This is a genomic window from Qipengyuania marisflavi (genome assembly GCF_005884405.1).
Lineage (GTDB): Bacteria > Pseudomonadota > Alphaproteobacteria > Sphingomonadales > Sphingomonadaceae > Qipengyuania > Qipengyuania marisflavi.
The window spans coordinates 152382-164586 of record NZ_VCAO01000003.1 but is presented as its reverse complement, the minus strand read 5'-3'; the positions used below and the strand labels follow the sequence as shown (position 1 = coordinate 164586).

Here is a 12205-nt window from a genome sequence, read left to right as displayed (position 1 = left end):
TGAGCCTGCGATGAATTATTCAGGCGCTTCGGGGGCTTCGGGTGTTTCGGGAGCCTCAGGGGCTTTTGGGGCCTTCGGCGCCTTGGGCTTCTTGGCCTTCGTCGTGGTGCCGCTACGGCAATTGAGCGAGCCGGAACCCATCGAGCTGACCGTACAATTCGCGCGGCCGATGACGGTTACGCTGCCCGATCCCATGATGCTGGCATCGACATCGCCATCCGAGGCGAAGCTGGCATCGCCCGAACCGGCAATCGTCACTTCGGCCATGTCGGCCTTCAGATCGGCCATGTCGGCCTCACCCGAACCGGCGATTGTCAGTTCCAGTGCCCGGGCCTTGCCGCTGGCTTCCAGCGAACCCGATCCGGCGATGGTAACCGCAAGATCTTTCGCATCAACCTTGGCAGCGCGCATCGTGCCCGAACCGGCAATGGTAATGTCCGCATCGCCAGACAGCGAAGCAGCTTCGATCGTGCCCGATCCCGCCAGTGTCACCGATTCGGCTGCCGGCATTGTCACGCGCACAGTTGCCTGGGCCCGGTTTTTCCAGTCCCCCTTTTCGCGCATGATGGCCAGCGTTCCGTCATCCAGCGAGAAGCGCATTGCCTCCACGGCATCGTCGTCGCCAGACACGTTGATATCCAGTTCTGCGCCATCGGTTACGATCACGGTGTCGGGTCCGGCCAGCACCAGCTTGGTGGGCGCAGGGCCGGACATATCGAGCTCGGCCAGCGGTACGCCATCCGAATCGCCGATCTGGATGTTCATATTGTCGCAGCCCGCAACCATCACGCCCGCTGCCAGTGCCGCAACTGGCCCGATAGCCTTGAATAATGTCTTCAGCATTCGCCTCACTCCTCGATATCTGCCAGCAATGGCCGTATTGGCGATATAATACAGCGAGGGGGTTAGGGCAAGACATACAAGAAGGGCCGCCCCTTGCGGAGCGGCCCTTTCGTCGAACCCGGAAGGTCGCCTGTCGATCAAGCTTCTTCGGTGTTCTCGTAATATTGCGGCGCGTGCGTGCGCAGGACCTCGAGGATTTTTTCCAGCGCGGTCGGCTCGTCCGTCTTTTCCATCGCCGCGAGCTCACGGGCGAGGCGGCTGCTGGCCGCTTCGAAAATCTGCCGCTCGGAATAGCTTTGTTCGGGCTGGTCTTCTGGACGGAACAGATCTCGCGTCACCTCGGCAATCGAGACCAGATCGCCTGAATTGATCTTGGCTTCGTATTCCTGGGCACGGCGGCTCCACATGGTGCGCTTGACCTTGGGCTTGCCCTTGAGCGTTTCCATGGCCTCGTTCAGCGTCTTGTCGCTGGACAGCTTGCGCATCCCGATCGCTTCGACCTTATTGGTCGGCACGCGCAGGGTCATGCGTTCTTTTTCGAAACGGAGCACATAAAGCTCCAGCTGCATTCCCGCGATTTCCTCGCTTTGCAGCTCGATCACACGGCCCACGCCGTGTTTGGGGTAGACAACGTAATCGCCAACGTCGAAGGCATTCGCCTGGCTCGCCATGCATCAATCCTTTGTTCGGGTGGCCCGCATCCAGTGTCACGAAAGGGGCAGGCCGCTAACCGGTAAAGGCGCGGTCGTACCCCGATTCTGGCGTGTTCTGGAGGTGGCTTGCCCTTTCAATCCATACACCTGACCGGGAGCATACCGGCGCAGTTGTTGCATTATATAGCACACCGGCAACAAAGTTGCGAGTCGGGATTGATTCAGCGCAATTGCAGCGAGCCGGTCTCCCGGAGGATCAGTCGCCTTCGCCGGGTTCCGGGGTGAAGAACTTCTCGAACTTGCCCTCTTCACCCTTATGCTCATCAGCGTCCTCGGGCGGGGCCTTCTGGCTGGTGATATTGGGCCACTCGGCTGAGAACTTGGTGTTCAGCTCCAGCCATTTTTCCAGATTGTCTTCGGTATCGGGCAGGATCGCTTCGGCCGGGCATTCGGGTTCGCACACGCCGCAGTCGATGCATTCGCTGGGATTGATGACCAGCATCGTTTCACCTTCGTAGAAGCAGTCCACCGGACAAACTTCGACGCAATCGGTATATTTGCATTTGATGCAGGCGTCGGTGACGACGTAGGTCATGGGTGCGGCATCCCTCGCGTGATGTGGGCCGGAACAGGTGTGTCTGGCGCTGCTATTGCGGTTTGGCCCTGCGGGTCAAGCTCGCGATAACATGCCTGCGCATCTCGCGGGGCGCCGCGTCGTGTCGGAAGCGCTGTAATCTCGACCAGCCGGACTGCCTGGTCCAGCGGTAAAGTCAGGATATCGCCGGGCTGCACATCGCGGCTGCAGCGGGTCACCCGTTCGCCATTGCGGCGGATGTGTCCGGCATCGACCAGCTTGCAGGCGGCGCTGCGGGTGCGGACAAAGCGCAAATGGCAGAGCAGACGGTCGATCCGCATCCGCAGCGGCTCAGCGCACCAGATCGGCCAATGCGGCAAAGGCGCTGCCTTCGCGCGGACGGGCAGGGACGGCGCGTTCCTGCTTGCGCTGAGAGGGACGCCATTCCCAGCTATCGGGACGTGGCGGGCCAAACGCGCCATCGGCCAGCGACCGGGCGCGTTGGACCCGGAAGCCCGCCGTGCCCAGCAGCCGCACGATATTGTCCGCCTCGAGCCCGATCGACACGGGCAGCGCAGTATCGAGCACGAATTTGCGCCGCCGGTCCTTGCGCTGATTGCCACCCTGCGATTTCGCGCGGGCATCATGAGCGGCGCGCAGGATTTTCTCCGCCAGATCGATGCGGATCGCCTGCGTCCCGGCATGGCGATAGCCGGAGGGGAGCTTGCGCGTGTCGCCAAGCACCGGCAGCATTGCGTCCTGAAGCGGGCGACGATCCACGCCCAATGCGTGGAGCAGTTGGCGCGGGGCAGGCTTGAGCAGGGCGGATGTGAAAATATCCAGCGCCCCGAAAGTCACCCCGATCTTGCGCAGGAAGGGCCGCATTTCCTTGGGCAGATGTTCGATCCCCGCCTGTTCGCGGCTGACATAGCCATGTCCGGCAATCAGGTTCAGCAGCAAGGCGCGCGCCTGCGATCCGGCATCGGGATTGCGCGCGGCATGGTGCAGCTTGGCCAATGCATCGAGCGGTGACAACTTCACGCTCAGCCATTTGGCCAGCGCCGCCAGCAGCGCCTCGCGCGGGCCATCGGGCAATGCAGCAATCTCGCGCGCGGGGTGCAGCAAGGGGTCCCCGCCGCCATCACGCAATTCGATCCGCGCCAGTTCCTGACCGTTCCAGCGCAGCGCGCCGCGGGTCAGTTCGACCTCAGCCAGATCTGTGCCCGCCAGTGCGGCGGCGCGTTCGCCCAAAATCCCCGGCAGTGCCTTTTCGGCAGCGGCCAGCAGCATCCGGCGATCCTCGGCACGCGCGGCAGGGTCCACTGTAAAGCGGAACCCTTCAACCCGGCCCATTGCCTCTTCCTCAACCCGCAACACCCCATCTTCGCCCAGTGCGATGGGCAATATCGATGCGTCCTGTCCCAGCGTTTTCATCAGGATTGCCGTCCTCCGATTGACGAATCTTTCAGTCAGCCGCGCGTGTAGCGCATCCGACAGCTTGGCCTCGACTGCGCGTGCCCGTGACGCCATTTCGTCACGCGCCAGAACCCAGTCGGGGCGCTGGCAAATATATGCCCAGCTGCGAATCGCCGCGATCCGCCCTTGCAGCGTATCGATGTCGCCACTGGTATTGTCGAGTTCGGATATCCTCGCCGCGACATAGTCCGCCCCCAGATAACCGCCATGCAGGTCCTGCCACAAGCGCGCGACAAAGCGTGCGTGGACATCAGGGCCGCGCTGGCGAAAATCGGGCAGCGAGCACGCCTGCCAGAACCGCCGGACGTTGGCGGCCTTGCGAATCTGCGCTGCGAAAGGTTCTTCGGACAATCGCTTGAGCGTGGCCAGATCCACTGCCTCGGGCGCTGATCGCAAAACGGGGTCATTGGGCGGGGCCTCTAGGTCGGCAATCAGCGTATCCAGCGAATCAAAGCGCGGCTCTGCCTCGCGCCAATAGAGATGCGTCAGCGGGGCGAAGCGGTGCTCCTCGATCGCATAGACTTCCTCTTCGGTGAATTCGGGTGTCTCGCCCATCCGCTTGCCGGTGCCGCCCAGCGTGCCGAAAGTCCCGTCACGCTGGTACCGCCCGGCGCGCCCGGCGATCTGCGCCATTTCCGCCGGCTGCAGCCGCCGCTGGCGCACGCCGTCGAATTTGGACAGGCCGGCAAAGGCCACGTGGTTCACATCCAGATTGAGCCCCATGCCGATCGCATCAGTGGCGACAATGTAATCGACCTCGCCCGACTGATAGAGTTCGACCTGACGATTGCGCGTGTCGGGGCTCAGCCCGCCCATTACCACCGCCGCGCCGCCGCGAAACCGGCGCAGCATCTCCGCAACGGTGTAAACCGCCTCCGCACTGAAGGCGACAATCGCGCTGCGCGGGGGCAGGCGCGACAATTTGCGCGGGCCGATATGGGTCAGCGTGGAGAAACGCGGGCGCGTGGTAATCTCGGCCTCGGGCACCAGCTGGCGGACCAGCGGAGCTAATGTCGCCGCGCCCAGCAGCATGGTTTCCTCCCGCCCGCGCGTGTGCAGCAGCCGGTCGGTGAACACGTGCCCCCGTTCCCGGTCGGCACCCAGCTGCGCCTCGTCCAGCGCCACAAACGCGCGGTCGCCGCCATCGCGCGGCATCGCCTCGACTGTGCAACACATATAGCGCGCACCGGGCGGCTCGATCCGTTCTTCGCCCGTGATCAGCGCAACCGCCGCGTCGCCCTTGATCGCGCGCACCCGGTCATAGACCTCGCGTGCCAACAGCCGCAGCGGGAACCCCATCGCGCCGCTGGAATGCGCGCACATCCGTTCGATCGCCAGATGCGTCTTGCCGGTGTTCGTCGGACCCAGGACGGCCTTGATAGAGCTGTCTTCCACATCCCACTGGTGACAGCCGCAGCGCCCGCCTGCAACCACTCGCCGCACGATGTCATCGCTTTGCCGCACGCTGGATTTGTTTGGTCGCAGGTTAAGCGGGTCTTTACTTTGTTTCGGCAGAGAAAGCCGTCACACGGGCCCGCAAGGGTCGGACCGCAGCTGTCACGCAAGGCGCGGTCGAGATGGAGGGTTGTGCGTGTACCAGTTCCGCGAGGTCAATGATCAGATGCATGAAGGTGTAGCCGCCGGTGGCCCGACCGGCCCCGCTGCCGCGCTTGCCTGCGACCAGATCATCGCACCGGAATCTGCCAACCCGTTTTCCTGGACGATCCTGCGCGATCAGCTTTCTGCCAAGGCCGCCGCCGCCGACCTCGCGCCCGATCTGGGCAGCCAGATCGGCAGCCGCCGCTGGTTTCGCGGGCTGGGCACAATGGTCGGGCTGTCCGCGATTGCGCTGGCTTTCTGGCCCGGCTTTGCGCCGCTGGAAGCGGCTCCGCCGATGCATGTCGATGATGCCATTCGCGACGAATACCGCAGCCAGATGATCATGCCGTTGGCTTTGGGCGCCGATAGCGGCCGCCATATGGGCGCGACCGCTGCAATGCAGCCATTGGCCGCCGCGCCCGAACGGCCGCAGCTCGACATGGTCGCCACACTTTCTCAGGGGGACAGCTTCGACCGGATGCTGCGCCGCGCCGGGGTAAGCCCATCGGATACCGCGCGGGTCGCGGATATGGTGGGCGGGACCATTGCACTGGGCGAGCTTACCCCCGGCACGCAATTCGATATCACTCTGGGCCGCCGCGCCGCTGCTGGCGCGCCGCGCCCGCTGGAGGCACTGGCTTTCCGCGCGCGGTTCGATCTCGAGCTGGAAATTGCCCGGATCGATGACGGCGGACCGCTGGCGCTGGTGCGCAAACCGATCCGCGTTGATGATACCCCGCTGCGCATTCGCGGCATGGTGGGGGACAGCCTGTATCGGTCCGCCCGCGCAGCAGGCGCTCCGGCCAGCGCGGTTCAGGCCTATCTCAAGACACTGGGCAAGCAGGTCAATCTCGACCGCGAGCTCAAGCCCACCGACACTTTCGACATGATCGTATCGCACCGCCGCGCTGCCACGGGCGAGCGGCAGGCGGGGCAATTGCTCTATGCCGGGGTCGATCGCGGCGAGAAATCCAAGACCCAGCTGATGCGCTGGGGCAAGGATGGCAAATTCTACGAAGCATCGGGCGTTGGCGAACAGCGCGCGGGCCTGCTGGCACCGGTGCCGGGCCGCACAACCTCGCGCTATGGCATGCGCCGTCATCCGATCCTTGGGTACAAGCGGATGCATTCGGGGCTTGATTACAAGGCCGGTCATGGCCAGCCCATCGTTGCCGTGACTGACGGAGCGGTTGTCTCTGCCGGACGTGCAGGCGGCTGCGGCAATGCGGTCAAACTGCGCCACGGCGGCGGGCTGGAAACGCGTTATTGCCATATGAGCCGCATGGCGGTTAATCGCGGGCAGAGCGTGCGGCGCGGTCAGGTGATCGGCTATGTCGGATCAACCGGTCTGTCGACCGGCGCGCATCTGCATTACGAAATGTATCGCGGCGGACGGGCGATCAATCCGGCATCGGTGCAATATGTCACGCGCGCCCAGCTGTCGGGCGAAGATTTGCGCCGCTTCCGCGGGCTGCTCGCCAAGCTGAAAACTGTCGAAGCCGGTGCTGCGCTCACAGATCTGGAGCCAACCGCCACCGAAGCTGTCGCTGACCAGCCCAAACGCGAAATCGACAAGCTCGCCCCGGCGAAGAAGTAATACCGCCGATTGCGCGCCGCCGCCACTTGCGGCAACAGCTTGAGGTATGACTCAAGCCTCCTTCCCCGCCACTCGCCTGCGCCGCACCCGCGCGCATGGCTGGAGCCGCACCATGCACCGCGAAACGGTGCTGACCCCAGCCGATCTGATCTGGCCGCTGTTTGTCACCAGCGGCACGGGGGTGGAGGAGCCAATTGCCAGCCTGCCGGGCGTCTCGCGCTGGTCGGTGGACGGGATCGCGAAACGGGCCCGCGAAGCGGTAAATCTGGGCATCCCCTGCATCGCGCTGTTCCCCAATACCCCTGCCAATTTGCGCAGCGAGGATGCCAATGAAGCGCTTCATTCGGACAATTTGATGTGCCGAGCAGTCCGAACAGTGCGCGATGCCTGCGGTGATGACATCGGCATCCTGACCGATGTGGCGCTCGATCCCTATACCAGCCACGGCCAGGACGGGTTGCTGGATGCGCGCGGTTACGTGACCAATGACGATACGGTGGCAGTGCTGGTCGACCAGGCGATCAACCAGGCGGAGGCGGGGGCCGATATCATCGCCCCGTCGGACATGATGGACGGCCGCGTGCGCGCGATTCGCATGGCGCTGGAGATGAACGATCATCCCAATGTCCAGATCATGGCCTATGCCGCCAAATATGCCTCGGCCTTTTACGGCCCGTTTCGTGTTGCCGTGGGGTCTGGCGGGCTGCTGAAAGGCGACAAGAAAAGTTATCAGATGGACCCCGCCAATGCCGATGAGGCGCTGCGCGAGATCGCGATGGATATTGCCGAGGGGGCCGACAGCGTGATGGTCAAGCCGGGGCTGGCTTATCTCGACATCATCTACCGCGCCCGGCAACGCTTCGAAGTGCCGGTGTTCGCGTATCAGGTCAGCGGCGAATATGCGTTGATCGAGGCAGGGGTTGCCGCCGGTATTGGCGACCGCGATGCTCTGGTGATGGAAAAGCTGATAGCGTTCAAACGCGCCGGATGCAGCGGAATATTGACCTATTTTGCACCCTTGGCGGCACGGTTGTTGCGTGGCTGAGTTCCGCTACGAGACCGAGCGACTGGTGGTGCGCGATTGGCGGGACGAGGATTGGCCCGCGTTTTTTCGGCACACCAACACCCCGGCCGTCATGCAATGGCTGGGCGGCGTGCTGGATGATGCGGGCGAGGCGAAGCAGCGCGCGCGTGTGGAGGCTTGCAGGCAGCGCAACGGGTTCTGTTTCTGGCTGCTGGAACGCAAGTCAGATGGCGCAATTCTTGGCTTCTGCGGTTTGAAACGGGCCGATGCGCCGGGCTCCCGTGTTGCCGATATGATGGAAGTGGGCTGGCGGCTGCGCGAAGATGCCTGGGGCCAAGGCTATGCTAGGGAAGCCGCATTCGCCGCGCTTGACTGCGCTTTCGACCGGTTCGGTGCGGATCAAGTCGTCGCGCTGACGGTTGCTGGCAATGCGGGCAGCTGGGGCTTGATGAAGCGACTGGGAATGCAGCGGCGAGAAGAACTCGACTATGCCGATGATCGCTATGACCCGCCGTGGCGCGACGCCATCGTTTATTCGCTCGACCGGGCTGCATGGGAGGCTGCAAATGGCTGACATCATCGCGGAAACCCCGCGCCTGATCCTGCGCACGATCGAGGAAGGCGATGCCGAGCGGCAATATCGGCTGCTCAACACACCTGCCGTTATGGCGCGGTTGGGCGGGCCAAAGGAACTGCACGAGATCGAGGCCAAACACGCCCGGTCGATGGCGCTTTATGCGCGTGACGGCTTTGGCTTCCTGATGATCCTGGAAAAGGCAACGGGCGAACTGGTGGGTCATTGCGGGATCAAGCGGGTTGATAATCCCTTGGCAAAAAATATCGACGATCACGAGATCGGCTGGGTGGTGCGCGATGACCGCTGGCGGCGCGGCTATGCCGAAGAAGCGGTGCGCGCGGTGCTCGAATGGGCCTTTACCCGCGTCGGTGCGCCGCATGTTGTCGCTCTCACCAGCGCTTTGAACGTGGGAAGCTGGAAGCTGATGGAAAAGCTCGGCATGGAACGGCGCGCCGATCTGGATTTTGACGATCCAGCCTATCCGCCCGAAGACCGCACCACCATATTATACAGCCTTAAAGCCCAGCAATGGCAGGAGCATATGCAATGACCGCGAACCGTCCTGGCGTCACCATCGTGGCGATCCACGGCCATACGCCGCGCATCCACGACAGTGCCTTTGTCGCGCCGGGCTGCGTGCTGGTGGGCAATGTCGAGATCGGCGCTGACAGTTCGGTCTGGTACAATTGCGTGCTGCGCGCCGATGTCAGCCGTATCGTGATCGGGCAGCGTACGAATATCCAGGACGGCAGCGTCGTGCATTGTGATCCGGAGCGGCCCGGAGACCCCGATGGCTCGCCGTGCCTGATCGGTAATGACGTGCTGGTCGGCCATATGGCCATGATCCACGGCTGCCGGATAGAGGATCGCGGATTCGTTGGCCTCGGCGCGATTGCCATGAACAAGGCAGTGATCGGCAGTGATGCGATGCTGGCGGCAGGGGCCATGCTGACCGAGGGGAAAATCATGGCACCTCGCGAATTATGGGGCGGCCGGCCGGCGCGCAAGATGCGCGATCTGGACGATGCGGCGATCATGGGGATGCGCATGGGCGTGGCGCATTATTCCCAGAACGCCAAAGCGCACGGCTTGGCAGTTGCGGCGATGGACAATGACGCGCCCAAAGGCTGACAGGTGTGGCTGCGCGGCGTCACGATTCCGCTTTTTGCGCGGCGCGACTTTCCTGCTGTGAGTTCGTGTTAACTAGTCGCGGATCAGCGCGCGCAGCGCTTCGATCCTGTCGGCCTCATGCGCGGGCTTGTCCCAGCGGATGCGGTGGATGCGCGGAAAACGCATGGCAAGACCGGATTTGTGCCGCTTGCTTTCGTGTACGCTGTCAAATGCGACTTCGAACACCAGAATTTTCTCGGTCTCGCGCACCGGGCCAAACCGGTTGGTGGTGTTCTGGCGGACGTGTTTGTCGATCTTCTTCAGTTCCTCGTCGGTAAAACCGGAATAGGCCTTGCCCACGGGCAGCAATTCCGCGCCGGCATCGGGATCACCGTTCCAACAGCCGAAAGTGTAATCGGAAAAAAAGCTGGAGCGCTTGCCGCTGCCGCGCTGTGCATACATCAGCACACAGTCGATAAGCAGCGGATCGCGTTTCCATTTGTACCAGTAACCGACCCGGCGGCCTGCAATGTATGGGCTGTCGCGGCGTTTCAGCATCAGCCCTTCGATGGCATCGTCGCGCGCACCTTCGCGAATGGTTGCCAGCTGCGCGAAACTGTCCGCTGCAACGACTTCGCTGAGGTCGAAATGGCTGTCGGGCAGGCGCGGCATCAGCGCTTCCAGCTGCTCGCGCCGCTGCTCCCACGGCAGCGCCCGGCAATCCTTACCATCATGCAGCAGCACATCGTACAACCGCACAAAGGCGGGATATTCGGCGAGCATTTTCTTGCTCACGGTCTTGCGGCCAAGGCGTTGCTGCAAGGCGTTGAAGCTGGCCGCGCCGCCTGCTTCGCCGCCCTGATGCGCGCCGCGCACCAACAATTCGCCGTCGAGCACTGCGGGAAAATCCAGCACCTCCAGCAGCTCGGGGAAAGTCGCCGAAATATCGTCGCCCGACCGCGAATAGACCCGCGTTTCCTCCCCGGCACGCACCAGCTGCACGCGGATACCGTCCCACTTCCACTCGGCCGCATACTGCGCCATGTCGACGACTGTTTCCTCCAGAGGATGCGCGAGCATGAAGGGGCGGAAAGTGGGCAAATTCTCGATATCCGGCGGGGCCTGGCCATCGGCGGCCCAGGCGAACAACTCGGGATAGGGCGCGGTCAGGCCGTGCCAATATTCTTCGACATCCTCCACCGATACGTCGAACGCCTGTGCCAGCGCGGTCTTGGCAAGGCGGCTGGACACCCCGATTCGCATCCCGCCGGTCGCCAGCTTGAGCAGCGCATAGCGGCCCGAGGGATCAAGCCGGTCGAGCAGTTCGGGCAATTCGGTCAGCACCGATTTGCGGGTCATTGCCGTCAGCGCGTCAACCGCCTCGCTGACAGTGGGCGGCGTGCGCTCGGTATCCTCCAGAGGCGGCGGCCACAACAGGCTGGCGGTTTCCGCCGTATCGCCCACGAAATCACGGCTGAGCGTCCACAGCACCGGGTCGAGCCGGTCCTTGAGCAGATTGCGGATGGTGGAGGATTTGACGGCGGGAAAGTCGAGCCCGTCGGCCAGCGCCGCCAGCGCCCACCCACGGTCGGGATCAGGCGTGCCGCGCAGATATTCGGCGATCAGCCGCAGCTTCTCATTGCGGCTGCGCGTGTAGACCAGCGCATCGATCAGAGTGGCGAACTGTTCCACCCGTCAGTCGTCCTCGTCCTCATAACCGACCAATGCCAGCGCGCGGGCGCGGCGCTGGTGGAGCTGGCACCAGCGCAGCAGCGCTTCCTCGCGCCCGTGGGTGATCCAGTTTTCCTGCGCATCCACCTCTTCGATGGTGCGCGTCAATTCGCCCCAGTCGGCATGGTCGGATATGACCAGTGGCAATTCCACATTGCGTTGCCGCGCACGCTGGCGCACGCGCATCCATCCGCTGGCCATTGCGGTAATCGGTTCGGGCAGGCGGCGGCTCCACCGGTCATTCAGGGCGCTGGGCGGGCATACCACCACATGGCCGCGCAAATCATCCTTCGTATGGTCCGCTACCAGCCGCAATTCGCCCAGAGCAACGCCGTGCTCTTCGTACAGGCGGCACATCTTTTCCATTGCGCCATGCAGATAGATCGGCTGGTGATGCCCGGCCGCGCGCAGCTCCGCAATCACCCGCTGCGCCTTGCCCAGCGCATAGGCACCCACCAGTACGCAGCGGTCGGGATGCGCCGCCAACCGGTCCAGCAGCTTGCGCATTTCCTCGGCAATCGGGGGATGCGTGAACAGCGGCAGGCCAAATGTCGCCTCGGTAATGAAGATATCGCAGGGTGTCACTTCGAAGGGCGGGCAGGTCGGGTCGGGGCGGCGCTTGTAATCGCCGGTCACGACCACTTTCTCGCCCGCGTGTTCGAGCAAAATCTGCGCGCTGCCCAGCACATGGCCAGCGGGGATATAGGTCGCATCGACCCCGCCGGGCATGCGGATCGTCTCGCCATAGGCAACCGGTGTCGCGCCCTCGCGTGTGTTATAGCGCAGATCCATGATCGCCAGCGTTTCGGGCGTGGCGACAGTCTGGCCGTGACCGCCGCGCGCATGATCGGCATGGCCATGCGTCACCAGTGCGCGATCGACCGGCTTTGACGGATCGACCCAGCAATCGGCGGGCACGATATGGATGCCGTGCGGTTCGGGCCGTATCCAGGAAAACGGGGCTGCCATGCCCGATTAAAGCCCGGAGCGCGGCGCCGGGTTCCCGGCTTTGTACCAGCGC

12 protein-coding genes are annotated in these 12205 nt (G+C 63.6%); 5 read left to right on the top strand and 7 right to left on the bottom strand.

Annotated features, from left to right (window positions below; genetic code table 11):
* Positions 1-15: 15 nt before the first annotated feature.
* From FEV51_RS07770 to FEV51_RS07750, 5 genes are all read right to left on the bottom strand, one after another.
* Positions 16-843: a head GIN domain-containing protein gene (locus tag FEV51_RS07770; protein WP_138617609.1), complete on the bottom strand. Its 828-nt coding sequence runs from the start codon at positions 841-843 to the stop codon at positions 16-18.
* A 137-nt stretch (positions 844-980) separates the two neighbouring features.
* On the bottom strand, positions 981-1514 hold the full coding sequence (locus FEV51_RS07765; protein WP_138617607.1) for a CarD family transcriptional regulator: 534 nt from the start codon (positions 1512-1514) through the stop codon (positions 981-983).
* A gap of 238 nt (positions 1515-1752) precedes the next feature.
* The gene (fdxA, locus tag FEV51_RS07760) at positions 1753-2091 is read right to left on the bottom strand and encodes a ferredoxin FdxA (RefSeq protein ID WP_138617605.1); all 339 of its coding nucleotides are present in this window, start codon (positions 2089-2091) and stop codon (positions 1753-1755) included.
* The gene (locus FEV51_RS07755) at positions 2088-2411 is read right to left on the bottom strand and encodes an RNA-binding S4 domain-containing protein (RefSeq protein ID WP_138617603.1); all 324 of its coding nucleotides are present in this window, start codon (positions 2409-2411) and stop codon (positions 2088-2090) included. The genes fdxA and FEV51_RS07755 overlap by 4 nt, the downstream gene beginning before the upstream one ends.
* Before the next feature lie 10 nt (positions 2412-2421).
* Positions 2422-4869, bottom strand: a complete 2448-nt coding sequence (locus FEV51_RS07750; RefSeq protein WP_138618181.1) for a helicase-related protein — start codon at positions 4867-4869, stop codon at positions 2422-2424.
* A 298-nt stretch (positions 4870-5167) separates the two neighbouring features.
* Here FEV51_RS07750 and FEV51_RS07745 point away from each other — a divergent pair, with 298 nt between their 5' ends.
* The 5 genes from FEV51_RS07745 to FEV51_RS07725 are packed head-to-tail and all read left to right on the top strand — an operon-like array spanning position 5168 to position 9474.
* Complete coding sequence (locus tag FEV51_RS07745) at positions 5168-6742, top strand: M23 family metallopeptidase (RefSeq protein WP_138618178.1); 1575 nt, start codon at positions 5168-5170, stop codon at positions 6740-6742.
* Between the two features lie 46 nt (positions 6743-6788).
* Complete coding sequence (hemB, locus tag FEV51_RS07740) at positions 6789-7787, top strand: porphobilinogen synthase (RefSeq protein ID WP_138617601.1); 999 nt, start codon at positions 6789-6791, stop codon at positions 7785-7787.
* Complete coding sequence (locus tag FEV51_RS07735; protein ID WP_138617599.1) at positions 7780-8340, top strand: GNAT family N-acetyltransferase; 561 nt, start codon at positions 7780-7782, stop codon at positions 8338-8340. The genes hemB and FEV51_RS07735 overlap by 8 nt, the downstream gene beginning before the upstream one ends.
* Positions 8333-8893, top strand: coding sequence for a GNAT family N-acetyltransferase (locus FEV51_RS07730; protein ID WP_138617597.1), 561 nt, complete (start codon positions 8333-8335; stop codon positions 8891-8893). Before FEV51_RS07735 ends, FEV51_RS07730 begins: the two co-directional genes overlap by 8 nt.
* Positions 8890-9474 carry a gamma carbonic anhydrase family protein gene (locus FEV51_RS07725; protein ID WP_138617595.1) on the top strand — a complete coding sequence of 195 codons (585 nt, stop codon included), beginning with the start codon at positions 8890-8892 and terminating at the stop codon, positions 9472-9474. The genes FEV51_RS07730 and FEV51_RS07725 overlap by 4 nt, the downstream gene beginning before the upstream one ends.
* A 72-nt stretch (positions 9475-9546) precedes the next feature.
* On the opposite strand, the gene FEV51_RS07720 is transcribed toward FEV51_RS07725, so the two are convergent.
* Positions 9547-11145, bottom strand: a complete 1599-nt coding sequence (locus tag FEV51_RS07720; protein ID WP_138617593.1) for a cisplatin damage response ATP-dependent DNA ligase — start codon at positions 11143-11145, stop codon at positions 9547-9549.
* A gap of 3 nt (positions 11146-11148) precedes the next feature.
* Positions 11149-12153, bottom strand: coding sequence for a ligase-associated DNA damage response exonuclease (locus FEV51_RS07715; protein ID WP_138617591.1), 1005 nt, complete (start codon positions 12151-12153; stop codon positions 11149-11151).
* Positions 12154-12205 lie beyond the last annotated feature (52 nt).